The organism is Micromonospora acroterricola, from assembly GCF_003172955.1.
Classification (GTDB): Bacteria; Actinomycetota; Actinomycetes; order Mycobacteriales; family Micromonosporaceae; genus Micromonospora; species Micromonospora acroterricola.
In genome coordinates this window covers 22862-48880 of the sequence record NZ_QGKR01000197.1, presented here as the reverse complement: position 1 = coordinate 48880, position 26019 = coordinate 22862, and the positions used below count along the sequence as shown (strand labels likewise).

Below are 26019 nucleotides of genomic sequence, written 5' to 3'. Positions count from 1 at the left end.
ACCCTCGCCATCGCCTCCCCCGCCGCCGCCGTCACCCCCCAACAGCGACTGTCCGTGCTCTCCAGCTGGACCCAGACCAGCGCCTCCAGCTACAACTCCTGGAACAACGCCCGGGTCAACCGGGCTCCCTGGGCCGAGTACAACTTCGACTGGTCCACCGACTACTGCTCGTCCAGCCCCGACAACCCGCTCGGGTTCACCTTCAACCTGGGCTGCTACCGGCACGACTTCGGCTACCGCAACTACAAGTCGGTCGGCCAGTTCTCCGCCAACAAGTCCCGGCTGGACAGCGCCTTCTACGAGGACCTGAAGCGGGTCTGCGCCACGTACAGCACGGTCGTCCGGCCGGCCTGCTACAGCCTGGCCTGGACCTACTACCAGGCGGTCAGCATCTTCGGTTCGGTGGCGGCCGTGCAGCAGGCCGACATCGACCGTGCCGCCCGCATGAAGGCCGACGCCGAACGCCGCGCCGCCCTCACCAACTAACCCCCACCCCCACCCTCAGCCGCGTTGATCAAGAGGTTTGCGTCACCGGGGTCCCCTCGGATGACGCGAACCTCTTGATCAACAAGGCCGGGAGCGGGGTGGAGCGAGGTCAGGCACGCTCGGTCCGGGTGGCCGGGTGCCGGTCCGGTTCGGCGGGGCGACGCGGCGCCGGCTGGGACAGCCCGGTGCTGAACCGGGTCGAATCCGCCGCCAGATCCGGGTGCTCCACCTCCAGCGCCAGCGCCGCCGCCTCGTCCAGCCCCAGCTCCGCGCCCTCGCCGTACGCGTCGTCGAAGGCCGCGTCGCCCAGCGCTCCCCGCAGCTCCGCCTGCTGGTCGGCCCAGTAGCCGCCGTAGATGCCCGGCGTGGATCGCATGCTGGCCCGCGTCGCCTGCGCCGCCCCGAACAGACGGGCGGCCGTCAACCGGTCCCCGCCGATCGCACAGCGCACCGCGATCGCGTTCAGCGTGTCGCACGCCCGACCGTGGTAGCCGTGGCCCATCCGGGAACGCAGCGCCACCAACAGGTGCTCGTGCGCGGCGATCACGTCGCCCCGGGCCAACGCGACCATGCCGAGCAGCATGTCGACCGAGCGCCGGCCCCGCTCCACCGGCCGGGCCGCCTCCACCGGACGGACCGCGCCGAGCAGCTCCGCGGCCTCCTCCAGCGCGCCGCGCCGCCACAGCAGCTCGGCCAGACTGAACACCGCGAACAGCGCCTCGCCGACCACGTCCTGCCCGTGCGCCCAGTCGATGACCTCCCGGCACACCCGCTCGGCCTCGACGAACTGTCCCATGTCGACCAGCGGCGCCGCCCGCCCGGCGAGCACCCGGGCCAGCAGCCCCGCGTCGCCGGCCTGCCGGGCGGCCGCCTCCGCTCGCTGCGAGAAACGCAGCTCCTCGGCGAACTCGCCGTCCGCGCCGGCGTGCAGCGAGTGCATGTGGTACGCCGCCGCCAGCTCCGCCTCCGGGATCCGCTCCCCGGTCTCGGCGATCCGCCCGTACAGCCGGAACAGCCAGAGCCGCCCCTCCCGGGCCAGCCCGCGTTCGCGCCACCACTGGTCCAGGCCGCCGGCCAGGCCGAGGCCGGCACGGGCGCTGCCGCCGGTGGCGCACCACCGCAGCGCGGCCCGCAGCTCCCCGGCCAGCGGGTCGAGGGCGTAGAGCGACAGGGTCACCGGCCGGCCGTCCGGGCCCAGGTGAGCCCGCTCCAGCGCGTGCGCGCACCAGGCAACGTGCCGGTTCCGCGCGGCGTGCTCCTCCCCCGCCTCGGCCAACCGCCGCGCGGCGTACGCCCGGATCGGATCGAGCATCCGGTACGTGCTGCCGGCCGCGCGTGGCTCGGCCAGCACCATCGACTTGTCCACCAGCACCGAGAGCGGATCCAGCGGGTCGTCCCCCAGCAGCCACTCCACGGTCGCCAGGTCCACCGGCCCGGCGAAGACCGCCAGCCAGCGCAGCAGCCGGGCGGCCCGGGGCCCCAACGTCCGGTACGACCACGTGACGGTGGCCTGCATGGTCAGGTGCCGTTCGGTGGCGGAGCGGTGCACCGCCCTGCTCGCCGGAGTGGGCGGCGACGACCCGGCCGCCGCGGCCACCAGATCCACCGTGTCCTGCTGGTTGCCCGACCAGCCCCGCTCCACCGGCGGCGGCTCCGGATCCTCCCGGCCGGCGTCCAGCGTGCCGAGCACGTCGTCCAGCCGCTCGGCGAGCTGCCCGACGGAGAGCACCCGCAACCGGGCGGCGGCCAGCTCGATGGCGAGCGGCAGTCCGTCCAGCCGCTGCACCACGCGGCTCAGATCGGTCGACTCGGCCGGATCCGGCTGCCGTCCACCACGCGCCGCCGCCGTACGGTCCAGCAACAGCGCCACCGCGTCGCTCTCCGCGCCGTCCGCGCTCGGGTCGACCGAGAGCGGCGGGATCCGCCACACCACCTCGCCGGGCAGGTTGAACGACTCGCGGCTGGTGGCCAGCACCCGCACGCCTCCCCCGCCGGAGAGCAGGCGAGCGATGACCTCCGCGCAGGCGGCCGGCTGCGTGTCGCAGGTGTCCAGCACGACCAGCATCCGCCGGCCGGCGGCGTACTCGACCAGGGTGTCCAGCATCGGGCGGCCCGGTTCGGGTCGCAGGCCGAGCACCGCGGCCATGGCGAACGCCACCAGCCCCGGGTCGGTCACCGCGGCGATGTCGACGAACCAGACCCCGTCCGGGTACGCCTCGACCACCCCGCTGGCCAGCTCCACGGCCAGCCGGGTCTTGCCCGCGCCGCCCGCGCCCACCACGGTCACCAGACGGTGCTGCTGCACCAACCGGCCCAGCTCGGCCCGCTCGACCTGTCGGCCCACGAAGGAGGTCACCTGGGTCGGCAGGTTGTGGGCCACCGCGTCGGCGGTGCGGGGCCGGGGGAACTGCCGCTCCAGACCGGGCGCGACCAGCTGGAACAGACGTTCCCGGTCGTCGAAGCCGCGGAGCCGGTGCAGACCCAGGTCGAGCAGCGTGGCGCCGGGGGGCAGCGGTTCAGCCCGTCGGGCGGTGGACGCCGAACACAGCACCTGACCGCCGTGCGCGGCGGCGGCCACCCGCGCCGCCCGGTGCACCTCCGGGCTGGCGTAGTCCCCGTCGCGCGGCTCGGCGTAGCCCGTGTGCAGGCCCATCCGCACCCGGGGCGCGGCTTCCGCCGTGGGCCAGTCGTGGCTCGACAGCGCGCGCTGGGCGGTCAGGCACGCGGTCAACGCCGCCGCCGCGTCGTCGAACGCCAGGAAGAACGAGTCGCCCTCGGTCAGCAGCTCGGCGCCACCGGTGCCGGCCAACGTCCGGCGCAGCAGCCGCCGGTGCTCGGCGAGCACCGGGCGGTAGTCCGGGCCGAGCAGCTGGGCCAGCCGGGTCGAGCCCTCGATATCGGTGAACACGAAGGTCACCCAACCGCTCGGGAGCTGGATCCGTGGCGACATGCGTGGAACCTCCGCCCGTGACGTCGGGTTCATGCTGCCTGAGTCCGAACGGTCACGCATCGTGAGAACGGCCGGGCACGTGCCGCCTCAAAGTGCCACTCACACCCGTTCCCGGCAAGGGCGGCCCACCAGTCGGCCGTGAATTGCTCAGTTCAGCAGCCGCAGGCTCCACCGCAGCAGCCGCCCCCGGTGGGGGCGGCGGAGCCGCCGCCCGCACCCCGGCCGGTGACCGCGACCGTGGACAGCAGCTTGACCGTGTCGGCGTGTCCCTGCGGGCAGGTGGCGGGCTCGCCAGCCGCCGCCATTGGACGGTTGACCTCGAAGGTGTCGCCGCAGGCGCGGCAGCGGAACTCGTACCGGGGCATGGCAACCAGGGTACGGGGACCTGACGTCCAACGGGGCATGGGTGATACTCGACGAGTGGTGGACGGCGAGGACCAGACGCGTGTGCAACCGCTGCGACCGGCCGCGCCGCTGGACGGGCCGCTCGAGGGATCGGGCGCGGCGCCGGATCCGGCGCGGCGGGCCGTGCCCCGCCCTCGCCGGCCCTGGCTGAGCGGCCGGGCCACCGACGCGAGCAGTGGACCGGCGGTGCCCTCCACCGGGTCGGACCGGAACGCCGGCCCCGATGCCGGCCCGACCGTCCCCGCCGTCCCCGCCGTTCCCGCGACCGCCGAGCCCGATGCGGCCCCGGCCGCCGCCACCAAGGCCGACGTCCCGACCGGAGAACCGACAGCAGCCACCAAGGCCGAGGTCCCGACCGGAGAACCGACAGCAGCCACCAAGGCCGACGTCCCGGCCGGAGAACCGGCAGCAGCCACAAAGGCCGACGTCCCGGCCGGAGACCCGGCAGCAGCCACCAAGGCCGACGTCCCGGCCGGAGACCCGGCAGCCGGGGGCCAGAAGGCCGGCACCCCCGCTGGCGACCCGACCGCGTCGAGCCCGGCCACCCCCTCGGACGCCGCCGCGACGAGCACTGTGGACGGCGACGCCGCCGCCGCGCCCACATCGGACCCGGGCCGGCGGCGACGGGTGCCGTTCGCGCACGCGGTACGCCTGCCGCCGCCGCGCCAGGTGGCGGTGACCGCGGCCCGGGCGACCCGCGCCTGGGCCCGCCGACCCAGCGGTCGACTGACGCTGCCCGGGATCTTCCTGCTCGCCCTGGTGGCCGCGACCGCCGCGACGGGTGCGCTGCTCGTCCCCGCCGCCATCCGCGCGCCCCGGCAGGTTGCGGTCGACGCCAGCGACGCACCGACCGTGGCCGTTCCGCCCCCGGGGGTGCCGTCCGGTCTGCCCACCGGTCCGCTCCCGACCGGCCCACTGCCGACCGGCCCGCTCCCCACCGGCGGGCTGCCGAACGGGCCGGTGGCCGGTGGTCGCCCCTCCGACGTCCTGGCCGGCTGGGCACAGCAGGTCGGCGCCAAGGTCGGGGTCCCGCCGGCCGCCATGCAGGCGTACGGCTACGCCGAGCTCGTGCTCGCCCAGACCAACCGCAGTTGTGCCCTGAGCTGGACCACGCTGGCCGCGATCGGTCAGGTCGAATCCGGGCACGGCTCGGCCAACGGGGCCCGGTTGGGGCAGGACGGCAAGGCGCTGCCGCAGATCATCGGCCTGCAACTCGACGGGCGGGACGGCCGGATGCGGATCATCGACACCGACCGTGGGGCGCTCGACCAGGACACCTCGTTCGACCGGGCGATCGGGCCGATGCAGTTCATCCCGACCACGTGGCAGGAGATCGGCGCCGACGCGGACAGCGACGGCGTCAAGGACCCGCACGACCTGGACGACGCCGCCCTGGCGGCGGGAAACTACCTGTGCAAGAACAACCGCAACCTGAGCATTCCGGGCGACTGGTGGAACGCCATCCTGTCGTACAACGACGTGCGCCGGTACGCCCAGGACGTCTACGACACCGCAAACCGGTACGGACGGGCCAGCCGCCAGTGAAGTGATCGTCTGCATACATTAGAGGACTGGACACTTCCGCCGGGCAGCTGTTAGCGGCAAGCTAGACGGGTGATGGTGCGCGAGTGGGACCCCAGGACCGCGTCGTCCGCCGAGATCGCGTCGCTGCTGGACACGCTGAACGCGGTCCTGGCCGTCGATCTCCCACAGGACCCGCCGTGGCGGGAGGACTCCCTACGGGAGTACCTCGCCGAGGTGATGCCCGGTGAGCGGCGGATCTCCTGGGTCGCCCAGGCCGAGCCGACCGACCCCGGCGACCCGGGCGCGGTGCTCGGCCAGGTCCACGTGCTGCTCCTCGGTGACATCGGCGTGCTCGAGGTGCTGGTGCACCCGTCCGTGCGGCGCGGCGGCCTCGGTCGTGACCTGGTGTTGCGTGCCGCGCGCCGGGTCTACCAGGAGGGCTTCCGGTCGATCGGGGTCGAGGTGGTCGGCGACACGCCCGCGATCGGGTTCTACGAGTCGCTCGGCTTCACCCGGGAGTACGTGGAGACGCGCAGCGTGCTCGACCTGGCCGCGGTCGACTGGGCCGAGCTGGCCCAGATGGCCACCGGCATCGGGGCGGGTTATCAGCTGGAGTTCTTCCCCGGCGGGCCACCGGACGACCTGATCGAGGCGTACGCGCGGGCCAAGGCCGAGGTGCGCGACGTTGACGACGGTGAGCTGCGCCCCAGCTCCTACGACCCGGAGCGGCTGCGGGACAGCCTGGACACCCTCCACCGGCGGGGCATGAAGCCGTACATCGTGCTCGCCCGGCACGAGCAGAGCGGCGAGGTGGCCGGCCTGACCGAGGTGGTGGTGCCCGCACAGCATCCGACCCGGGCCGACCAGTACGACACGATCGTGGCGCAGGACCACCGGGGCTACGGCATCGATCGCGCGATCAAGGCCCGGATGCTTCTGGAGCTGCGCTCCGCCGAGCCGGAGCTGGCCGAGGTGCAGACGTGGAACGCGCAGGCCAACGAGGCGATGCTCAAGGTCAACGCGGAGCTGGGCTACCGCCCCGACCGGGACTGGTGCGAATACAGCGTCGATGTCGCCGAGCTGGTGCACCGCGTCGATCCGCCACGCTGAGGAATTCACGAAAGTGCCCAATGGGGGATGGACGCTGGACAGTCGGGCACCTTAACGTGCGTTGACTCCCATCCGCCCATCGTGGAGGCCCTATGCGCCCGCGCCGCACATTCGCCGCGCTCGCGACCGCCACCGTCGCCGTGACCGTCACGGCTCTCGGCGTCGCACCCACCGCGGCCAGCGCCGCGCCCACCGACCTGTTCATCTCGGAGTACGTCGAGGGTTCGTCGAACAACAAGGCGATCGAGTTGTTCAACGGCACCGGCGCCGCCGTCGACCTCACCGGCGGCGGCTACCAGCTCCAGCTCTTCTTCAACGGCTCCGCCACGGCCACCACCGTCGCGCTCACCGGAACGGTGGCCGCTGGCGACGCGTTCGTGTTCGCGAGCGCCTCGGCCGGGTCCGCCATCCTCGCGCAGGCCGACCAGACCACCGGGGCGAGTCTGTTCAACGGCGACGACGCGATCGTGCTGCGCCGGGGCGCCACGGTGCTCGACTCGATCGGTCAGGTGGGTGTCGATCCGGGCACCGAGTGGGGCGCCGGCGCCACCAGCACCGCGGACAACACCCTGCGCCGGCTGCCCACCGTGACCGCCGGTGACACCGATCCGTCGGACGCCTTCGACCCGGCGGCGCAGTGGGCCGGCTTCCCGGTCGACACCTTCGACGGGCTCGGCTCGCACACCGTCGACGGCGGCGGCCCGGTCGACGCGCCGGCCACGCTGACCTGCGGCGGCCCGCTCGTCACCGCCGCGGGCACGGCGGCGACCCGCGAGGTCACCGCCACCGACACCGACGACACGATCGTCGACCTCGCGGTGAGCGCGGTCAGCCCGACCCCGGCCACCGGTTCGATCACCCGCGCCGCGCTCACCCCGGCTGACGGGGTGGGTGGCACCGCGCGCGCCACGGTCGGCGCGAGCGCCGATCTCGCCGCCGGGGCGTACACCGTCACGGTCACCGCGACCGACGCGGACGGTGGCACCGCCAGCTGCGCGCTGGTCGTGCAGGTGACCCGGGAGCTGACCGTCGGCGAGGTCCAGGGGCCGACCAGCGACGCCGAGTCCGGCCCGGCCGACCGGTCACCGCTCGCGCCGGCGACCGGCAACGGCACCAGCAGCACGCTGTACGACGTACGGGGCGTGATCACCCAGCTCACCCTGGCCCGTACCTCGGCCGGCGCGGAGCAGCACGGGTTCTTCCTGCAGAGCCGCACCGGCGACACCGACGGCGACCCGACCAGCTCCGACGGCATCTTCGTGTTCATGGGCACCTTCACCTCGCTGATCGGTGGTTACGTGCCGACGGTCGGCGACGAGGTGGTGCTCCGGGCCCGGGTGTCGGAGTACTTCACCTTCACCCAGCTCTCCGGCGCCTCGCTCGTCCGGCGGATCGCGACCGGCCTGGCCGTGGACACCACGGTCGCGGTGACCGACGCGGCGCCGCCGGCCGAGCTGACCGACGCGCAGCGCTTCTGGGAGCGGCACGAGGGCGCCCGCCTGCGCGTCCGCGCCGGCAGCGGTGCGGTGAGCGGCCGGGACGTCTTCTCGTCCACGGCCGACGCCGAGCTGTGGGTGGTCGACCGGGACGACCCGCTGCTGGACCGCGCCGACCCGTACGCCCGACGGGTCTTCCGGGACTCCCACCCGCTCGACAACGACCCGACCCGCCGCTTTGACGACGGCAACGGCCAGCGGGTGCTGCTCGGCAGCATGGGTGTGAAGGCCACCGCCGGGGACAGCACGGCGCTGCTCCCGCCGGCGCACACCTTCGACACGCTGCGCGGCGACGCGGTGGGCGGCGTCTACTACTCGTTCGAGAAGTACGGCGTCCAGGTCGAGCGGGCGGAGTTCGACGCCGGGGCCGACCCGTCGAAGAACAACCCCCCGAAGCCGGCGGACCGGTCGCAGGAGGTGGCGGTCGCCACCTACAACGTGGAGAACCTGTACGACTACCGGGACGACCCGTTCGACGGCTGCGACTTCGCCGGTAACGCCGGCTGCACCGGGGTCAGCCCGCCCTTCGACTACGTGCCGTCCAGCGAGGCGGACTACCGCGAGCACCTGACCTCGCTCGCCGACCAGATCGCCAGGGACCTGCACGCGCCGGACCTGATCCTGGTGCAGGAGGCGGAGGACCAGGACATCTGCACGGTGTCCGGGGCGACGTTGGCCTGCGGCGACACGGACAACGCCGACGGCGCTCCGGACAGCATCCAGGAGCTGGCGCTCGCGGTGGCGGCGGCCGGCGGCCCGGCGTACGCGGCCGCGTACGACCGGACCGGCGCGGACGCCCGCGGCATCACCGCGGCGTTCCTCTACCGCACCGACCGGCTCTCGCTGGCCGCTGCGACGGCCACGGACCCGCTGCTCGGCTCGGCGCCGACCGTCCAGTACCGGGCGCCGGGGCTGCCGGGCAACGCCGACGTACAGAACCCGAAGGCGCTCAACGCGGTGCTGCCGGCGGACGTGGACACGTCCACCGGCAAGGACGGCAACAACGTCTTCACCCGCGCTCCCCAGCTGGGCAGGTTCACCGTGGCAGCGGCGCCCGGCTCGTCCGAGCGGTTCACCCTGTACGCGCTCAGCAACCACTACTCCTCCGGTCCGGACAGCCGGGTCGGGCAGCGGCGGGAGCAGGCGGCGTACGGCGCGGCGATCGTCACCGCGATCGAGGCGGCCGACTCGAACGCCCGGGTGGTCTACGGCGGGGACCTGAACGTCTTCCCCCGCCCGGACGACCCGATCGCCACCGGCAGCCAGCCCACCCCGTCGGACCAGTTGGCCCCGCTCTACGAGGCCGGCCTGCACAACCTGTGGGACAACCTGGTCGCGGACGTGCCGAGCGCCGCCTATTCGTACAGCTTCGAGGGGCAGGCGCAGACGCTCGACCACCTGTTCGTCAACGACGCGCTCTACGGCGACCTGGTGCAGGTGCGGGCGGCGCACATCAATGCCGACTGGCCGGCCGAGTTCAGCGGCGACGGGTCGCGGGGGTCCAGTGACCACGACCCGCAGGTAGCCCGGTTCCGGTCCCGGGCGTCGCTGACCGTCGCTGATGCGAAGGTCGTCGAGGGCGATCAGGGCACCCGGCAGCTCACCGTCACCGCCACCGTGTCCCGGCCGCTGTCCCAGCCGGTGCTGCTCTGCGCCGCCACCGTCGGCCTCACGGCGCAGGCCAACTCGGACTTCGACCCGTACGCCGGCTGCAAGGTGTTGGCCGCCGGGCAGACGTCGGTGGCGTTCCCGGTGACGGTGCGCGGTGACCGCAAGCGGGAGGCGGACGAGAAGCTGACGCTGCTGGTGGCCGGCGTGCCCGGCCTGCGGCTGGCCGATCCACTCGCGACCGGAACGATCACCAACGACGACTGAGGGTTTCCGCTCAGCCGCGCGTGATCGCGCTCGACCCAGGATGTAGTGGCCTCCGCCGACCAGGAGGCCACTACATCCGTGTTTCAGCATGATCTTGCCCGGGACGTAACACCGCGCCGCCGCCGAGCCAATGAAGGGGTGTAAGGACGGCCAACGAGAGGACGGCCTGTGACTATCCCGAGCCCGGGCGGGGATGACCTAGCGGCCCTCGGCGCGGACCCCGAGGCGTTCGAGCGGTTCTACCGGCGGCACGTCGAGACGATCGGCCGGTTCGTCGCTCGTCGCGTCGACGATCCCCACACCGCCGCCGACCTCACCGCCGAGGTGTTCCTCGCGGTGATCGACTCCGCAGCCGGTTACCGGCCGGAGCGGGGCAGCGAGTTGGGCTGGCTCTTCGGCGTGGCCCGCAACGTCATCGCGGCCGAACACCGGCGGGCGACCCGACTCCTGCGGGTCAGCGGTCGTATAGCGGGACGACGACTGCTCGACGCCGACGACATCGCCCGGATCGAGGAACGCATCGACGCCGAGTCGCTGGCCCGCCGCACCTATCAGGCGCTGAGCGGCCTACCGGAGCGCACCCGCGCCCTGTTGGAACTTGTCGCCGTCGACGGCCTGTCCGTGGCGGACGCCGCCGAAGCACTCGGCATCTCCCCGGTCGCCGCCCGGGTCCGTGTGCACCGGGCCCGCCGTGCGGTACGCCTCGCGCTCGCGCAGTCCGAATCCGCACTCGTCTGATCGGAGGGATGATCGCCATGACCCACACCCCACTGGGCAACTTCGAGGAACGACTCCTCGGCGAGCTGCGGGACCACGTCTCCCACCGAACCTCCGACCCGGCGCCGACCGCGCCTCCCGTCCGCGCAGCCCGACGGGGTCCGCGTTGGCGTGCGCCGGGCTGGCGCCTGGCCGGGGTCGGTGGGCTGGTCGCCCTGCTGACCATCGGCGGGTTGGTGGTGCAGACGGTGGACGACGCGCCGCCGACGGCGAGCGCGGCCGAGATCCTGACCGAGGCCGCGGAGACGGCCCGGCAGCAGCCCGACCTCGTGGCGCGCCCCGGCCAGTTCCTCTTCATCGAACTGCGACTCACCTGGCGGGATCGGCCGGATACCGGCCCGTACACCGAGGAGCGGCTCCAGCGCTGGGTGCCGGTCGGCGACGACCCCACCTGGCAGCAGCGGCGACGGCTGGAGAGCCGCCCGGACGAGTGGCGGACCGACGACGTCTCCGACCTGTCCCCGCCGCCCGGCTACTTCCAGGGCCTGCCCACCGAGCCGGAGCAGATGGCGCAGTACCTGCTGGATCACCCGATCCCCCTGGATCTGCCCGCAGGTGCGGACCTGGAGGCCCTCAGGAACGACCCCCAGACGATCTTCGCCGACGGGATGTGGATGCTCGAGGGCTACGTGCCGCCGCAGTCGCTCGGCGCGCTGTTCCAGGCAATGGCCCAGGTGCCCGGGGCCACCCTGTTGCCCGGTGAGATTCGGGACGCGGCCGGCCGGCGGGGGGTGGCACTGCGGACGCCGGGCGTGATCGGCGCCCACATCGACCTGATCTTCGACCGGGAGACCTACGCCTACCTCGGCACCCGCCGTCTTGTGGTGCGGGATGGCAAGGAGTCGCCCTACACAAGCACCGCCGTCACCCAGCTGGCCATCGTCGACCGCCCGGGGCAGCTGCCCTGATCGTCAGGGCGCGGCGATGATCGCGCTCGATCCTGGAAATAGTGGCCTCTCCTGGGGAGGAGGAGGCCACTATTTCCTTGTTTCAGCGCGATCGGGCCGCCGGGGCCCGAGTGCAGGGGACGACTCAGTACCGCTCGCGCAGCAGCCCGGCGGCCTCGACCGCCCAGTAGGTGAGGATGACCTGAGCGCCGGCCCGCTTGATCGAGGTGAGCGTCTCCAGCATCACCCGCTCCCGGTCGATCCAGCCGTTCGCGGCGGCCGCCTCGACCATCGCGTACTCGCCGGAGACCTGGTAGGCGGCGACCGGGACGTCCACCGCGGCCCGTACCGCCGACACCACGTCGAGGTAGGGCAGTGCCGGCTTGACCATCACCATGTCGGCGCCCTCGGCGACGTCCAGCGCCACCTCGCGCAACGACTCACGCAGGTTGGCCGGGTCCTGCTGGTAGGTGCGCCGGTCGCCCTCCAGCGCCGACTCCACGGCCTCCCGGAACGGGCCGTAGAAGGCCGAGGCGTACTTCACGGCGTACGCCAGCACCGTCACGTCGGAGTGCCCGGCCGCGTCGAGCGCCCGGCGTACCACGCCGACCTGGCCGTCCATCATCCCGGACGGCCCGACGATGTGGACCCCGGCGGCGGCCTGGGCCACCGCCATCTCGGCGTACGCCTCCAGGGTGGCGTCGTTGTCGACGTCGCCGCCGGGGGTGAGCAGCCCACAGTGCCCGTGCGAGGTGAACTCGTCCAGGCACAGGTCGCTCATCACCACGGTGGCGTCACCCACCTCGGCCACCACGTCGCGGATGGCGACGTTCAGGATGCCGTCCGGGTCGATGCCGCCGGACCCGGACGGGTCCCGCTGCTCCGGTACCCCGAAGAGCATGATCCCGCCGACACCGGCCTGGACCGCCTCGACCGCCGCCTTGCGCAGCGAGTCCCGGGAGTGCTGGAGCACCCCCGGGAGCGACGCGATGGCCCGGGGCTCGGTCAGCCCCTCCTTGACGAACATCGGCACGACCAGCTCGGCCGGGTCGACCCGGGTCTCGGACACCAGCCGGCGCATCGCCGGCGTGCGGCGCAGCCGGCGGGGCCGGATCTCGGGGTACGACATGGGAGGCCCTCCTCGGACGACTACCGGAAGCGGAGGGCGGTCGGCCCCTGCACCTTCGAGCCGCGACGCTGCTTCGCCGGCATGGCGGCGAGCTTCTCGCGCAGCTCGACGGCGTAGGCGGCGAGCGCCTCCACCAGGTCGGGCACCGAGGCGTGCGGCGGCTGGACGTCGACGCGCAGGCCGAACTCCGTCGCGGTCTCCGCCGTCTTGGGCCCGATGACGGCAACAACGGTACGCGCGTGCGGCTTCCCCGCGATGCCGACCAGGTTCCGCACGGTGGAGGACGAGGTGAAGAGCACCGCGTCGAACCCGCCGGACTTGATCGCGTCCCGGATCTCGGCGGGCGGCGGCGCGGCGCGCACCGTCCGGTACGCGGTCACGTCGTCGACCTCCCAGCCACGCTCGGTGAGCCCGGCGGCGAGCGTCTCGGTCGCGATGTCGGCGCGCGGCAGCAGCACCCGGCCCACCGGGTCGAGGATCTCGTCGTGCGGCGAGAACTCGGCCAGCAGCCCCTCGGAGGACTGCTCCCCGGCGGGGATCAGCTCCGGCTGGATACCGAACGCGCGGACCGCGTCGGCCGTCGCCTCACCGATACAGGCGATCTTGACGCCGCCGAAGTGCCGGGCGTCCAGGCCGTGCTCGGCGAACTTCTCCCACACCGCGCGGACCGCGTTCACCGAGGTGAAGATCACCCAGGCGTACCGGCCGTCGACCAGGCCCTTGACCGCCCGCTCCATCTGGGCCGGGGTACGCGGCGGCTCGACCGCGATGGTCGGCACCTCACAGGGAATCGCCCCGTACGCGCGCAGTCGGGCGCTCATCGCGCCGGCCTGCTCCTTGGTCCGCGGCACCAGCACCTTCCAGCCGTACAGCGGGCGGTTCTCCCACCAGCTCAGCTTGTCGCGCTGGCCCACACCCGCACCGACGGTGAGCACCACGCGGCCGGTGAAGCCGAGCGCGGCGGCCACGAAGCTGTCGACGGTCGACGTGGTCGTGTATTGAGTCTCGCCGGTGCCGTCGCCGGTCACCCCGACGCCGGTGGTGCCGTCGACCCCGGCGGCCAGCAGGCCGTCCCGGACGGCGGCGAGGTCACCGGCGTCCACCGCGAGCGCCAGCGAGCCCCGGCCGACGGCCGCGGCCAGCGCCTCGAAGTCCAGCACGCTGACGTCCTCGACGTCGGCGGCGGTACGCACACCCGGCAGCGGGACACCCGCGTACGTGGCCACGCCCTCGGCCTGGCCGACCCCCGGCACCACCTCGAAGTGGGCGGCGGTGCGGGCCACCGCCTGCACCTCCTTGACCACGGAGTCGTGGCCGAACGGGTCGCCGGCGACCAGGTGCACCGCGTTCAACCCGGAACGGGCGGCGGAGATCAGCACCTTCGCCACGTCCCCCGGCGCGCCTTCGGCCGGCGTGAACTCGGCGTCGTCCCTGGCCTCGGCGCGTACGACGGCGAGCAACGACTCGGGGACTCCCCGGTCGTAGATCACCTGGTCGGCGTCGACCAGGGCGTCGTGCGCCCGGCGGGTCAGCAGGCCCGGGTCGCCGGGGCCGGCCCCGACGAAGGCGATACGGCCGACGGGCTTACGGGTGCGGGTCATTCTGTGCTCCCAAATTGCTGGGTCCCCGAGCCGGTGTGTCCTTCGTGGCCGAGGATCGAGTCGGCGCCGAGGTCGAGGAGTTCGGCGGCGAGTGCCTTACCGATCTCCGCCGCGTCGGCGGGCGTTCCGGTGCGGGACAGCCGGAGGTCACGAGTGCCGTCCGGGCTGATCACCGCCCCGCGCAGGTAGATCTCATCGCCGGTCTCGCCTTCGGCGAGTTCGGCATAGGCGGCGACGGGTGCGCTGCACCCGGCCTCCAGGGTGGCCAGAAACGCGCGTTCCGCGGTGACCGCGGCACGCGACGGTGCGTGGTCGAGCACCGCGAGCAGCTCGACCAGGTCCTGGTCGTCGACCCGGCACTCCACGGCCAGCGCGCCCTGTGCGGGCGCGGGCAGCATCAGCATCGGGTCCAGCGTCTCGGTGATCACGTCGGACCGGCCGAGTCGGGCCAGGCCGGCCCGGGCCAGGACGACGGCGTCGAGGTTGGCCTCGGGGCCGAGCACCCGCGCCAGGCGGGTGTCGACGTTGCCGCGGATCGGGGTGACCTCCAGTTGCAGGCCGAGGGCGTGCAACTGGGCGATCCGGCGCAGCGCGCCGGTGCCCACGGTGGCTCCGGGCGGCAGTTCGGCGAGCGTCCGGCCGTCCCGAGCGATCAGCGCGTCGCGCGGGTCCTGCCGAGCGGGCACCGCCGCGATGTGCAGCCCGCCGGCGGCGGCCGTGGGCAGATCCTTGTAGGAGTGCACCGCGAAGTCGATGGTCCGGGCGGCCAGCGCGTCGCGCAGCGCGGAGACGAACACCCCCACACCGAGCCGGTGCACCGGCGCGTTGGAGCGGTCGCCAGCGGTGATCACCTCGACCAGCTCGACGGGGCGGCCGGTGGCGGCGGTCAAGGCCTCGGCGACCTGACCGGACTGGGCCATCGCCAGGGCGCTGCCCCGGGTGCCGAGGCGTAGCGGGGCGGTCATCGGGCACCTCCGGTGGGCGGGGTCGGGTCGGTGGCGTCCAGGCGGAGCACCGGGTCGGTGCCGGCGAACGCCGCGCCGAGGTCGGGCGCCACCACGTCGGGGACGGTGTCCACCGGTGACGTCTGCGGCACCTGGAGGTCGAACAGCTCGCGCAGCAGGGCGGCGTACTGGTCACCGCCGGGCTCGGCGGCGAGCTGGCGGACCTTGACGGTGGGTTGGTGCAGCAGCCGCTGCACCACGCGGTGCACCGTACGGGCCACCTCGGCCCGCAGGTCGTCGCCGAGGTCGGGGCGGCGCTGGGCCAGCCGGCGCAGCTCGGCGGTGACCACGTCGTCGGCGCGGCCGCGCAGCGCGGCCACGGTGGGCGCCACGTCGGCGCCGCGCAGCCAGGAGAGGAAACTCTCCACCTCGCCGAGCACGATCCGCTCGACGGCGGCGGCGTCCGCGGCGGCGGGACCGTCGGCGAGCAGCGCCGCCATGCGGTCGATGTCGATCACCTCGACGCCGGAGAGGTCGGAGACGCCCTCCTCGACGTCGCGCGGGACGGCCAGGTCGAGCAGGACCAGCGGGCCCCGGGCGGTGTCCCGCTCGGCCAGCGCCGCGCCGACCACGGCCCGGTTGAGGACCGGTTCGGTGGACGCGGTGGCCGCCACTACGATGTCCACTGTGGAAAGCACGTCGGTCAGCTCGGCCATCGGCGCGGCGTTCGCCCCGTACGACTCGGCGAGCCGCAGGGCCCGGTCGGCGCCCCGGTTGGTGACGGTGATCGGCCCGGCGCCCAGCCGGGACAGCGTGGCCACCCCGAGCGAACCCATCGCGCCCGCGCCGACCACCAGGGCCGGACGGCCGGCGAGGTCGCCGTCGAGGTGCCCGGCGGCCAGCTCCAGCGCGGCGGTGACGACACTCTGGCCGGCCCGGTCGATGCCGGTCTCGGCGTGGGCCCGCTTGCCGACCCGCAGCGCCTGCTGCATCAGCTCGTGCAGCAGGCGGCCGGCCGAGTCGGCCCCGGTGGCCCAGTGGTACGCGTCACGCAACTGGCCGAGGATCTGCGCCTCGCCGACCACCATCGAGTCCAGCCCGGTGGCGACCCGGAAGACGTGGTCCACCGCGGCGGCGTCGTAGTGCACGTAGAGGTGGCTGGCGAGCGCCGCCGGCGGGCTGCCGGCCTGCTCGGCCAGGACGGCGCAGATGTCGCCGAGCCCGCCGTGGAAACCGGACACGGCGGCGTAGACCTCCACCCGGTTGCAGGTGGAGACCAGCACCGCCTCGGCGACGTACGGCTGCGCGACCAGGCGGTCGAGGGTGCGTGTGAGGTCGGCGGGAGGCACGGCCAGCTGCTCCAGCGTGGCGACCGGGGCGGTCCGGTAGGACGCGCCGACGACGAGCAGTTTCACGTGCCGATCGCCTCCTGGGTGTCGGTGGCCGCGAGCCCGCCCGGCAGGGCGGTGAGAGCGGACCCGCCGGTGGCGGGCAGCGCGGTCAGCGATGCCTTGCGGTGCTCGTGGAAGGACAGGATCTGCAGCTCGATGGCGAGGTCGACCTTGCGCACGTCGACCCCCTCCGGAACCGAGAGTACGCACGGCGCGAAGTTGAGGATGCTCGTCACGCCGACCGCGACCAGCTGGTCGGCGACCCGCTGGGCGGCGGCGGCGGGTGTGGCGATCACGCCGATCGCGATGGACTCCTCCACGGCGACCGCCGGCAGCTCGTCGACGTGCCGGACCACCAGGCCGTTGATCTCCTCGCCGACCCGGGAGGGATCGGCGTCGAGCAGTGCCGCGATCCGGAAGCCACGGCTGGCGAAGCCGTCGTAGCCGGCCAGGGCGTGACCGAGATTACCCACGCCGACCAGGGCGACCGCCCTGCGCTGGGTGAGCCCGAGCACATACTCGATCTGCTCGATCAGCAGCGCGACGTCGTAGCCGACGCCCCGGGTGCCGTACGAGCCGAGGTGGGAGAGGTCCTTGCGGAGCTTCGCCGAGTTGACCCCGGCTGCCGCCGACAGGCCCTCGCTGGAGACCGTCTCATGGCCGGCGTCGGCGAGGTTGTGCAGCGCACGCAGGTACTCCGGGAGACGCGCGACGGTCGCCTCGGGCAGGTCCGGGAGCGCTGGTACGGCACCGGCGCTGCCGGGCGCGCCTGGGTGACGATGCTGACTCATGAGACTCCGTGCGGTGCGATCCTCGGCCAACTCCGCTGGTCGGCCGCTTATGGACTCCCGCTGGCGACCGAGATTGCCGGCTGTGCTAGCAGGGCGCGTCGGAACTAGAGAGTAGGCGCTTGTGAAGACGTGCACAAATCGCGATCTTGTCGCTCCGCGACGCGACTCCACCCGCACCTCCATTCCGCAAGATCGATCCAGCGGTTCCCCGCGCTGAACCACCCGGGCGATTATTGCTCAATCCCGACTTCTCTGACCAATCCCGCGCCGCCGTCGCCGACGACGACAGGTGGGGTAGGGGCAGCACTACGGGGGAGAGGCAGGACTTCGGGATGGGGTGACGGACGAGCGCTGCCTAGCCTTTTGGCATGACCGCCGTTGCCGCCACCAGCGACCAGCAGACGCTGGCACCGAGCATCCCCCGCCAGCTCTTCGTCGACTCCGGGTACGTGCTGCTCGGCCTACCCCTGGCCGTGGCCAGCTTCATCGTCCTCGTCGTGGGCCTCGCGGTCGGCGTCGGGCTGGTGGTCACGGTGATCGGTCTGCCGATCATCAGCGGCACCCTCTACGCCGCCCGCGGGCTGGCCGACATCGAGCGGTTGCGGCTCCCCGCGGTGCTCCACCAGCCCCGGATCCGGCCGCACTACCGTCTGCCGGAGGCGGGCGCGAACGCCTGGCGGCGGATCTTCGTGCCGATGCGGGACGCCCAGTCCTGGCTCGATCTCGCACACGGCGTGCTGCGCCTGATCGTGGCGGTGATCACCTTTGTCGTGGCGCTGGCCTGGTGGGCCGCCGCGGTCACCGGCTCGCTCTACTGGGCGTACGACTGGGCGCTGCCGCACGGCCAGGACGACAGCGACCTCGCCCAACTGCTCGGCCTGGGCGACTCGACCACCGCCCGGATCGGGCTGACCACCGCGATCGGGGTGTTCTTCCTGATCACCCTGCCGATCGTGGTTCGGGGCTGCGCGCTGCTCCAGGCCAGCTTCGCCCGGGCCATGCTGACCGGTGTGGCCGAGATGCGGGACCGGATCACCGTCCTCGAGGAGCAGAAGCGGGCCGCCGTCTCGGCCGAGGCGTCCGCGCTGCGCCGGCTGGAACGCGACATCCACGACGGCCCCCAGCAGCGCCTGGTCCGGCTGGCGATGGACCTCAGCCGGGCACGTCAGCAGCTCGCCACCGACCCGGAGGCGGCCGGCCGGACCCTCGACGAGGCGGTCACCCAGACCCGGGACACGCTGACGGAGCTGCGGGCGCTGTCCCGGGGCATCGCCCCGCCGATCCTGGTCGACCGGGGGCTGCCCAGCGCCCTGGCCGCGCTCGCCGGCCGCGGGTTGATCCCGATCGAGCTCCAGGTGGACCCGCAGCTCGGGACGCCGGGTGGACGGCTCGACCCGGCGGTGGAGAACACCGCGTACTTCATGGTGGCCGAGGCGCTGACCAACGTCGCCAAGCACAGCCAGGCCACCGAGGCCGTGGTCGCCGTGACCCGGCAGGGCACCCGGCTCCTGGTGCGGGTGGGCGACGACGGGCAGGGCGGCGCGCACCTGGCAAAGGGGCACGGCCTGGTCGGTATCGCCGACCGGGTCCTGGCGGCCGGCGGCGAGCTGGCCGTGGTCAGCCCCGCCGGCGGGCCCACCGAGATACGCGCGGAGCTTCCGCTGTGAGCCGGCGGACGCGGCGCCGCGCAGTCGTGGCGGGCTGGACGTGGTAGACACCACAGCCATGCGCATAGTGATCGCCGACGACGCCGTCCTGCTCCGGGAGGGGTTGGTACGGCTGCTGACCGAAAGTGGCCACCAGGTGGTGGCCGCCGTCGGCGACGGCGACGCGCTGGTCCAGGCAGTGGTGGAGCACCGGCCGGACGTCTCGATCGTCGACGTCCGGATGCCCCCGTCACACACCGACGAGGGGCTGCGGGCGGCGGTGGAGGCCCGTCGGCTGGTGCCGCGTACCCCGATCCTGGTGCTGTCCCAGTACGTCGAGGTCTCGTACGCCGACGACCTGCTGGCCACCACCGGCGGCGCCGGCGGTGGGATCGGCTACCTGCTCAAGGACCGGGTCGCCGCGATCGACGAGTTCCTGGACGCGCTGCGCCGGGTGTCGGCCGGCGGCACCGTGCTCGACCCGGAGGTGGTCGGGCAGCTCTTCGCCCGACGCCGCCGCGACGACCCGCTGCGTGAGCTGACCCCGCGTGAACGCGAGGTGCTCGCCCTGATGGCCGAGGGGCGCTCCAACACGGCCATCGCCCGCGCCCTGGTGGTCAGCGACGGTGCGGTGGAGAAGCACGTGCGCAACATCTTCACCAAGCTCACCCTGCCGCCGGACACCGAGCAGCACCGGCGGGTGCTGGCCGTCCTCACCTACCTGCGGAACTGACCTCCCGGGCCAGTTTCACGGCGTCGGTGAGGGTGTCGGCCACCGGGTGACCGGAGGCGCGCAGCCGGGCCGGGTCGGTGAAACCGCCGGTGTAGAGCACCGCCCGGCCACCCACCGCGAGCGCCGCGTCCGCGTCGTCGATCGAGTCGCCGATCAGCACCACCGTGTCGCCGTCCACGCCCAGCTCGGCCAGGTGCCGCTGGAGCGACTCGGCCTTGCGGTCGCCGCCGACCGCGGCCCGCAGCCCGTCGACCCGCGTGAAGTGGCCGGTCAGCCCGTAGGTGTGCACGGTCGGCACCAGCTCCTCGTGGAACCACATGGAGAGCAGGCTCTGGCTGCCCGGCCACGCGGCCATCGCGGTCCGCGCGTCGGCGGCCAGCTCACAGGTGGTCAACCCGCTGCGGTACGCGTCGTGGAAGATCCGGTCCAGCCGGCCGAACTCCTCGTCGTCCACCGCCTGGCCGAGCACCTCGGCGTAGTACTCGGCGATCGGGCGGCGGAACCGCACCCGGTGCTCGTCCGGGGTGACCGCCGGCCCGCCCACGCTGGCGAACGCGACGTTGGTGGCGGCCACCACCAGGCTGAGGTCGTTGAGCAGGGTACCGTTCCAGTCCCACACCAGGTGGGGGTGCGCAGGGCTCATCCGAGCACCATAGGCACAGCTCAGAGCTGCGGTGTGGTCAGGTCCCGCAGCAGCCGCTCCTCCTCGACCCGCCAGTAGCCGTGCTCCTTGCCGTCGAGCATCACCACCGGCAACCGGTCCCCGTACTCCCGCTCCAGCCCCTCGTCGTCGGTGACGTCCCACTCGACCCACTTGTCCCCGGTGACCGCCACCACCCGGTCGAGCGCCGCCTTCGCGTCGTCGCACAGGTGGCAGCCGGGCCGGGTGATCAGAGCGAGTCGGGCGTCAGTGGACATCGGTTACCTCCGTGCGGGTGTCGGCGTTCGCCGGCGGGTCGGTCGGCGCCGCCGACCGGAGCTGGGTCTTGCGTACCTTCCCGATCGCCGAGTGCGGCAGGGCGTCGACGAACTCGACGGCGGTCGGGCACTTGAACCGGGCCAGGTTCCGTGCGCAGTGGGCGAGCAACTCGTCGCCGGTCACCGGCCGCCCGGGCGCCGGCACCACGTACGCCCGCACAGTCTCGCCGGTCCGCGGATGCGGCACACCCAGTACCGCCGACTCGGCCACCCCGGGGTGCCCGGCGAGCACCAGCTCGACCTCGTGCGGATAGACGTTGAACCCGTTGACCAGGATCAGCTCGCCGAGCCGGTCGACGAGGAAGAGGTCGCCGTCCTCGTCGGCGTACGCGACGTCGCCGGTGCCCCACCAGCCGTCGGCGTCCGGGCCGTCCCGGCCGTCCGGCCAGTAGCCGGCGAAGAGGTTGGGGCCGGCCACGACGATCTGCCCCGGGTCGGTGCCCGGCGCCACATCGGAGATGTCCAGCTCATCCGGGTCGTCGTCGGGGATGGCCAGGCCGTCGCGCCACAGGTCCGCGCCGTCCGCGTCGACCAGGCGCAGCCGCACGCCGGGCAGCGGCCGCCCGATCGAGCCGGCCTTGGCCACACCGCCGACCAGGGTCGAGGTGAGCACCGGCGCGGTCTCGGTGAGGCCGTACCCGATGTGCACCGGATGACCGGTGGCCTCGGTGAAGCGCGCCGCGACCGCGGGCTCCAGCGGCGCCGCGCCGCAGACCGCCACCCGCACCGAGGCGGTGGCCGCGCGGACCCCGGCCGCGCCGGCCCAGGTCAGGAACATCGACGGTACGCCGACCAGCACGCTGACCCGGTGCCGGGCGATCTCGTCCAGCCCCGCCGTCGGCCCAGGATCGTCGAGCAGCACGCCGGTCGCGCCATGGTGGACGACCGCGCCGAGCCCGGAGTTGAGCCCGTACGCGTGGAACAGCGGCAGGGCCAGCAGCACGGTGTCCCCCGGGCCGACCACCGGCGGCTCGATCCGGCCGACCTGATCGTGGTTGGCGAGCAGCGCGTGGTGCGAGAGCATCGCGCCCTTGGGCCGCCCCTCGGTGCCGGAGGTGTAGAGCAGTACGGCCAGGTCGTCACCGCCCCGGCCCGGGCGCGGCGGCGGCTCCGGCCCGCCGGCGGCCTGCCGTGGCGGCGCGCTGTACACGGCGGTGAGCGCGGGCAGCTCGGCGGCCACCTCGGCGACCAGGTCCCGGACCCGCTCGGTGCCGATGAGCACCGACGCGCCGGAGTCGGCCAGCACGTGGCGCAGCTCCGGGGCGGTGAAGCCGGGGTTGACGGGGACCGCCACCAGGCCGGCGCGCAGGGCGCCGAGCCAGCCGACGACGAAGTCGGGGGTGTTGGGCAGCGCGATCGCGACGCGTGGCGGCGCAGCGTCCGGGTCGCTGGGCGGCGCGGCGGCGGTCAGTGCCCGCGCGGCGACGTCCGTCGCGGCGTCCAGTTGGGACCAGCTGAGCGTCTGATCGCGCCAGTGCAGCGCGGCCCGGTCGCCGTGGTCGAGAGCCGCCCGGCGGACCCGGTCGGCGAGGTTCGGCGCGGGGTTTGCCGATGCGTCCTGCACGGTGATCGAGTCTGGCACAGCGGGCGTCGACAGACCACGCTGCGACGGTTGGCCGGCGGCCGGAGCGCCGCACCGGAAAAGTCCCACTCACGGGACCATCCACTGTCCACCGGCGATCCGATCAGGTCCTGCCGATGGGACGGGTGACGGTGTCCGGCGGCGGTTCGGCCGGGCCCGCACCGACCACCCGACCCGGCGGGCCGGCCGAACGGTCAACGCACCCCCGACCAGGCGATCCATCCTGGATCACCGCGCCGATCCAAAGTCAACCGCACACGACGGACAACCGGTCCGCCGACGGTGCGACACAGCGGGAAATACTTCCGCCCTGTGTAACGGACTTGCCACGCGCGGGTGACGTTGGCCCTATCATCACTCGGGTCGGCTCACCCCATTTGCCGTGAGTCGACACCCCTCAGCCCGAGGAGGCCCCCGTGCCTGTGAGCGCATTGGACCAGCACCTCAAGGGGAACTGCCGCCCGTCGGCACACCCCGGAACCGTCCTGCCCGACCGGAAGCCCGGTCGGTCCGCACCGACGACCCGCAGACCGGCCCGCCCGGCGACCGACGGGACGGGGGCGGCGCGGTGACCACCTTCGGTTACGCCGAACGCCCGGTCGGTCTGACCGGCCAGCCGGCTCGCGCCCAGGTCAACGAACGGCCGGCGGCCCGCGCCCCGCTCGACGAGCCGCACGGCGCCGCCGCACGGTCCGACGGCACGGCGAAACGGATTCGCAACCGGCCACACCACAACGACCCACCGCCACGACCGGCGGTGCCCGGCGGAAACGCGATGCCGGCCGGTGGCCGGGTCGCCGTACCCGCCCGCCCGACCATGCCGGCCCAGGGCCGACGGGTCGACGACACGCCAGCGCCGACCACCGACCCGTCGGCGGGCGAGACGGCGGTGATCCCGGCGGTGCCGGCCACCACCACCACGCCGACCGGCTTCCCGAGCCGGCCGGACCCGTCCGACCCGGCCACGGAGGTCTGGACGCTGGTCGAGCGGGCCCAGGCCGGCGAGACCGAGGCGTTCGGCCTCATCTACGACCGGTACGTGGACACGGTGTTCCGGTTCGTCTACTTCCGGGTCGGCAACCGGCAGCTCGCCGAGGACCTGACCTCGGACACCTTCCTGCGCGCGCTCAAGCGCATCGGCAGCTTCACCTGGCAGGGCCGCGACCTCGGCGCCTGGCTGGTGACCATCGCCCGCAACCTGGTGGCCGACCACTTCAAGTCCGGCCGGTACCGGCTGGAGGTCACCACCGGCGACGTGCTCGACGCCGACCGGGAGGACCGGGGCCCGGAGGGCAGCCCGGAGGCGGCGGTGGTCGAGCACATCACCAACGTCGCGCTGCTCACCGCCGTGAAGCAACTCAACCCGGAGCAGCAGGAGTGCATCGTGCTCCGCTTCCTCCAGGGCTTCTCGGTCGCCGAGACGGCCCGGGCGATGGGCAAGAACGAGGGGGCCATCAAGGCCCTCCAGTACCGGGCGGTCCGCGCGCTGGCCCGGCTCCTGCCCGACGGTTTCCAGCCGTAGGTTTCTGTCGGCGGGACCGATGGCCGTCTATCGACGTCCGTGCAGCTCAGGGTCGGTCCCGCCTGGTGACGACGATCACTTTCTGTGATTTCCGCCCCGCCGGGCCCGTAACCCGTGCCCGGTCCACGGCGTTTCTCCGGGTGCGACCGGTGGTTGCCCCGGCAGGCCCGGGTCACCGAGGTTCGTCCGGCATGCCGGACGGGGCCTCACCTCCGTGGTGTCACACTGCCGCCCGGTCGCTGGCAACGACGGCGGCCGACCGGCCGTGACCAGCGAGAGGAGGTGCCTGCGGTGGACAGCATCCTCTTCTCCCGCCGGCGCGCGGAGCGCTTCGCGCAGCTTCTCGACGAGGCCAACGGCGGCCGGAGGCACCACGTCCGGTCCCGGGTGGATGGCCAGCTCGCGCCGCTCGTCGCGGTGGGCCAGCGGCTCAGCGTCGATCCCCCGGCAGTCGAGGTGGACCCCGACTTCCGCACCGGACTGCGGGCGATGCTGCTCGCCACCGCCGTGCGGGAAGGACTGGGCACCGCCCCGGTGGCCGGCGAACCGGCAGCGGCACGTCCCGCCGGCACCACCCGCACCTCGCTGCTGCCGGCGGTCACCGCCCGCCGGGCCCGCGCCCGGGGCGCGATCCTGATCGGCATCGCCGCCGGCGCCATCGCCGTCTCCGGCATCTCCGCCGCCAGCGAGAACGCGGTGCCCGGCGACGCGCTGTACGGCATGAAGCGCTCGACCGAGCGGGCCCAGCTCGCCCTGGCCAGTTCGGACATCAGCCGTGGTCAGCTCTTCCTGGACTTCGCCCGGACCCGGCTCGGCGAGGCCGCCGAGCTGCGCGGTGACCGGATCGGGTACAGCGCGGTCCTCGACGACATGGACTCCGACACCCGGCAGGGCGTCCGGCTGCTGACCGCCGCCGCCGTGCAGCGGGCCGAGCCGGCCAGCCTCGACACCGTCAACACCTTCGTCGCCGGTCAGCGGCGGGCGGTGGCCAACCTGCTCGACGGGACCACCCGGGCCGACCGGGAGCGGACCCGGCGTTCGCTGGCGCTGCTGGACAGCATCCGGGAGCGTTCGGACAAGCTGCGCACGGCGATCGCGTGCGGTCTGCCGGCGCCGACGACCAGCGACACCCTCGGCCCCACCCCGTCCGCCTGCCCCGGCACCCGCTGACCCACCGGGGGCAGCTACCCCCGGCCGCTCCCCCATACCGCAGGTCCGACCGGTCGTGGCGCAGTTCGCTCTGTGCCCGACCGGTCGACCACGCCCGCCGGCTACCCTCGCTGCAGGCATCCGTAGCAGCTGGTGAGGAAGGGAGACGCGTGGCGCGCAGCCGCAAGGTGACGGTCAGCACCGACGCCCATGGTCACACCGCCGGCTGGGCGGAGACCGAGCTGACCCCGGCGACCACGCCCGACCCGACCGCCGCGGCGTTCTTCGACGTGGACAACACGATGATGCAGGGCGCGTCGATCTACTGGTTCGCCCGCGGCCTCGCCGCACGGAACTACTTCACCACCGCCGACCTGGCCCGGTTCGCCTGGCAGCAGCTCCGGTTCCGGTTGCTCGCCCGCGAACACGCCGGCGACATGTCCCAGGCCAAGGAGGCCGCGCTGGCCTTCGTCGAGGGCTGGCGGGTCGACGACGTGGAACGCCTCGCGGAGGAGATCTTCGACGAGCTGATGGCTCCCCGGATCTGGACCGGCACCCGCCAGCTCGCCCAGCGCCATCTGGACGACGGGCAGCGGGTCTGGCTGGTCAGCGCCGCCCCCGTGGAGATCGGCCGGGTCATCGCCACCCGGCTGGGCCTGACCGGGGCGATCGGCACGGTGGCCGAGGTGGTGGACGGGGCGTACACCGGGCGGCTGGTGGGCGACCTGATGCACGGGCCGGCGAAGGCGGAGGCGGTCACCCAGCTCGCGGCCGTGGAAGGGCTGGACCTGACCCGCTGCGCGGCCTACAGCGACTCGGCCAACGACCTGCCGCTGCTCTCCGCCGTGGGCCGGGCGGTGGCGGTCAACCCGGACGGCACCCTGCTGCGGCAGGCCCGGCAGCACGGCTGGGAGGTGCGGGACTTCCGGACCGGCCGCCGTGCCGTCAAGATCGCCGTACCGTCGACCGCGGCGGCCGGGTTGGTCGCCGGCGCCGTCACCGCCGGTCTGGCGGTGCAGCGCCGCCGCCGCGCCGGCTGACGG

21 protein-coding genes are annotated in these 26019 nt (G+C 73.6%); 11 read left to right on the top strand and 10 right to left on the bottom strand.

Annotated features, from left to right (window positions below; genetic code table 11):
• Positions 1 to 486: phospholipase (locus tag DKT68_RS15620; RefSeq protein ID WP_407940745.1), on the top strand; the 486-nt coding region annotated here is incomplete at its 5' end.
• A 109-nt stretch (positions 487 to 595) separates the two neighbouring features.
• Here DKT68_RS15620 and DKT68_RS15615 read toward each other — a convergent pair.
• Both DKT68_RS15615 and DKT68_RS15610 read right to left on the bottom strand, forming a co-directional pair.
• Positions 596 to 3436 carry an ATP-binding protein gene (locus DKT68_RS15615; RefSeq protein ID WP_109818134.1) on the bottom strand — a complete coding sequence of 947 codons (2841 nt, stop codon included), beginning with the start codon at positions 3434 to 3436 and terminating at the stop codon, positions 596 to 598.
• A gap of 152 nt (positions 3437 to 3588) precedes the next feature.
• Positions 3589 to 3801, bottom strand: a complete 213-nt coding sequence (locus DKT68_RS15610; RefSeq protein ID WP_109818133.1) for an FmdB family zinc ribbon protein — start codon at positions 3799 to 3801, stop codon at positions 3589 to 3591.
• Between the two features lie 55 nt (positions 3802 to 3856).
• Between DKT68_RS15610 and DKT68_RS15605 the strand changes: the two genes are divergently transcribed.
• The 5 genes from DKT68_RS15605 to DKT68_RS15585 all read left to right on the top strand — a co-directional run bounded on the left by DKT68_RS15605 (position 3857) and on the right by DKT68_RS15585 (position 11531).
• Positions 3857 to 5386 (top strand): lytic transglycosylase domain-containing protein, encoded by a 1530-nt coding sequence (locus DKT68_RS15605; RefSeq protein ID WP_236646915.1) that lies wholly within the window; start codon positions 3857 to 3859, stop codon positions 5384 to 5386.
• Between the two features lie 72 nt (positions 5387 to 5458).
• Positions 5459 to 6475, top strand: coding sequence for a GNAT family N-acetyltransferase (locus tag DKT68_RS15600; protein ID WP_109818132.1), 1017 nt, complete (start codon positions 5459 to 5461; stop codon positions 6473 to 6475).
• A 92-nt stretch (positions 6476 to 6567) separates the two neighbouring features.
• Positions 6568 to 9846, top strand: coding sequence for a lamin tail domain-containing protein (locus tag DKT68_RS15595; RefSeq protein WP_109818131.1), 3279 nt, complete (start codon positions 6568 to 6570; stop codon positions 9844 to 9846).
• A gap of 168 nt (positions 9847 to 10014) precedes the next feature.
• Positions 10015 to 10584 (top strand): RNA polymerase sigma factor, encoded by a 570-nt coding sequence (locus tag DKT68_RS15590; RefSeq protein WP_109818130.1) that lies wholly within the window; start codon positions 10015 to 10017, stop codon positions 10582 to 10584.
• A 17-nt stretch (positions 10585 to 10601) separates the two neighbouring features.
• Positions 10602 to 11531 (top strand): CU044_5270 family protein, encoded by a 930-nt coding sequence (locus DKT68_RS15585; RefSeq protein ID WP_146218381.1) that lies wholly within the window; start codon positions 10602 to 10604, stop codon positions 11529 to 11531.
• Between the two features lie 124 nt (positions 11532 to 11655).
• Here DKT68_RS15585 and hemB read toward each other — a convergent pair whose 3' ends face one another.
• The 5 genes from hemB to DKT68_RS15560 are packed head-to-tail and all read right to left on the bottom strand — an operon-like array spanning position 11656 to position 17366.
• The gene (gene hemB / locus DKT68_RS15580) at positions 11656 to 12639 is read right to left on the bottom strand and encodes a porphobilinogen synthase (protein ID WP_109818128.1); all 984 of its coding nucleotides are present in this window, start codon (positions 12637 to 12639) and stop codon (positions 11656 to 11658) included.
• Positions 12640 to 12659: 20 nt separating this feature from the next.
• A complete protein-coding gene (locus DKT68_RS15575) occupies positions 12660 to 14240 on the bottom strand; it encodes a bifunctional uroporphyrinogen-III C-methyltransferase/uroporphyrinogen-III synthase (protein WP_109818127.1) in 1581 nt (526 codons plus the stop codon).
• On the bottom strand, positions 14237 to 15205 hold the full coding sequence (gene hemC / locus DKT68_RS15570; protein WP_109818126.1) for a hydroxymethylbilane synthase: 969 nt from the start codon (positions 15203 to 15205) through the stop codon (positions 14237 to 14239). The genes DKT68_RS15575 and hemC overlap by 4 nt, the downstream gene beginning before the upstream one ends.
• Positions 15202 to 16599 carry a glutamyl-tRNA reductase gene (locus tag DKT68_RS15565; protein ID WP_109818125.1) on the bottom strand — a complete coding sequence of 466 codons (1398 nt, stop codon included), beginning with the start codon at positions 16597 to 16599 and terminating at the stop codon, positions 15202 to 15204. The genes hemC and DKT68_RS15565 overlap by 4 nt, the downstream gene beginning before the upstream one ends.
• Positions 16596 to 17366, bottom strand: coding sequence for a redox-sensing transcriptional repressor Rex (locus DKT68_RS15560; protein ID WP_109818124.1), 771 nt, complete (start codon positions 17364 to 17366; stop codon positions 16596 to 16598). Before DKT68_RS15560 ends, DKT68_RS15565 begins: the two co-directional genes overlap by 4 nt.
• Positions 17367 to 17734: 368 nt before the next feature.
• Between DKT68_RS15560 and DKT68_RS15555 the strand changes: the two genes are divergently transcribed.
• Both DKT68_RS15555 and DKT68_RS15550 read left to right on the top strand, forming a co-directional pair.
• Positions 17735 to 19033, top strand: coding sequence for a sensor histidine kinase (locus tag DKT68_RS15555; protein WP_109818123.1), 1299 nt, complete (start codon positions 17735 to 17737; stop codon positions 19031 to 19033).
• 58 nt (positions 19034 to 19091) lie between these two features.
• Complete coding sequence (locus DKT68_RS15550; protein WP_109818122.1) at positions 19092 to 19745, top strand: response regulator transcription factor; 654 nt, start codon at positions 19092 to 19094, stop codon at positions 19743 to 19745.
• Here DKT68_RS15550 and DKT68_RS15545 read toward each other — a convergent pair.
• From DKT68_RS15545 to DKT68_RS15535, 3 genes are read right to left on the bottom strand one after another with little or no spacing between them, the layout of a single operon-like run.
• On the bottom strand, positions 19726 to 20388 hold the full coding sequence (locus DKT68_RS15545; RefSeq protein WP_109818121.1) for an HAD family hydrolase: 663 nt from the start codon (positions 20386 to 20388) through the stop codon (positions 19726 to 19728). The genes DKT68_RS15550 and DKT68_RS15545 overlap by 20 nt on opposite strands.
• 20 nt (positions 20389 to 20408) lie before the next feature.
• The gene (locus tag DKT68_RS15540; RefSeq protein ID WP_109818120.1) at positions 20409 to 20663 is read right to left on the bottom strand and encodes a glutaredoxin family protein; all 255 of its coding nucleotides are present in this window, start codon (positions 20661 to 20663) and stop codon (positions 20409 to 20411) included.
• Positions 20653 to 22287: an AMP-binding protein gene (locus tag DKT68_RS15535; RefSeq protein ID WP_109818139.1), complete on the bottom strand. Its 1635-nt coding sequence runs from the start codon at positions 22285 to 22287 to the stop codon at positions 20653 to 20655. The genes DKT68_RS15540 and DKT68_RS15535 overlap by 11 nt, the downstream gene beginning before the upstream one ends.
• A 586-nt stretch (positions 22288 to 22873) precedes the next feature.
• Here DKT68_RS15535 and DKT68_RS15530 point away from each other — a divergent pair.
• From DKT68_RS15530 to DKT68_RS15520, 3 genes are all read left to right on the top strand, one after another.
• On the top strand, positions 22874 to 23827 hold the full coding sequence (locus DKT68_RS15530; protein WP_109818119.1) for an ECF subfamily RNA polymerase sigma factor, BldN family: 954 nt from the start codon (positions 22874 to 22876) through the stop codon (positions 23825 to 23827).
• 291 nt (positions 23828 to 24118) lie between these two features.
• Positions 24119 to 24997, top strand: a complete 879-nt coding sequence (locus DKT68_RS15525; protein ID WP_109818118.1) for a DUF5667 domain-containing protein — start codon at positions 24119 to 24121, stop codon at positions 24995 to 24997.
• Between the two features lie 149 nt (positions 24998 to 25146).
• A complete protein-coding gene (locus tag DKT68_RS15520) occupies positions 25147 to 26016 on the top strand; it encodes an HAD family hydrolase (protein ID WP_109818117.1) in 870 nt (289 codons plus the stop codon).
• The last annotated feature ends 3 nt before the right edge of the window (positions 26017 to 26019 follow it).

Excerpts from the sequence above, each read along its gene's own strand:
- DKT68_RS15615 (WP_109818134.1), bottom strand. The coding sequence starts at position 3,436 with ATGTCGCCACGGATCCAGCTCCCGAGCGGTTGGGTGACCTTCGTGTTC.
- DKT68_RS15610 (WP_109818133.1), bottom strand. The coding sequence starts at position 3,801 with ATGCCCCGGTACGAGTTCCGCTGCCGCGCCTGCGGCGACACCTTCGAG.
- DKT68_RS15600 (WP_109818132.1), top strand. The coding sequence starts at position 5,459 with ATGGTGCGCGAGTGGGACCCCAGGACCGCGTCGTCCGCCGAGATCGCG.
- DKT68_RS15595 (WP_109818131.1), top strand. The coding sequence starts at position 6,568 with ATGCGCCCGCGCCGCACATTCGCCGCGCTCGCGACCGCCACCGTCGCC.
- DKT68_RS15585 (WP_146218381.1), top strand. The coding sequence starts at position 10,602 with ATGACCCACACCCCACTGGGCAACTTCGAGGAACGACTCCTCGGCGAG.
- hemB (WP_109818128.1), bottom strand. The coding sequence starts at position 12,639 with ATGTCGTACCCCGAGATCCGGCCCCGCCGGCTGCGCCGCACGCCGGCG.
- DKT68_RS15575 (WP_109818127.1), bottom strand. The coding sequence starts at position 14,240 with ATGACCCGCACCCGTAAGCCCGTCGGCCGTATCGCCTTCGTCGGGGCC.
- hemC (WP_109818126.1), bottom strand. The coding sequence starts at position 15,205 with ATGACCGCCCCGCTACGCCTCGGCACCCGGGGCAGCGCCCTGGCGATG.
- DKT68_RS15560 (WP_109818124.1), bottom strand. The coding sequence starts at position 17,366 with ATGAGTCAGCATCGTCACCCAGGCGCGCCCGGCAGCGCCGGTGCCGTA.
- DKT68_RS15555 (WP_109818123.1), top strand. The coding sequence starts at position 17,735 with ATGACCGCCGTTGCCGCCACCAGCGACCAGCAGACGCTGGCACCGAGC.
- DKT68_RS15550 (WP_109818122.1), top strand. The coding sequence starts at position 19,092 with ATGCGCATAGTGATCGCCGACGACGCCGTCCTGCTCCGGGAGGGGTTG.
- DKT68_RS15545 (WP_109818121.1), bottom strand. The coding sequence starts at position 20,388 with ATGAGCCCTGCGCACCCCCACCTGGTGTGGGACTGGAACGGTACCCTG.
- DKT68_RS15540 (WP_109818120.1), bottom strand. The coding sequence starts at position 20,663 with ATGTCCACTGACGCCCGACTCGCTCTGATCACCCGGCCCGGCTGCCAC.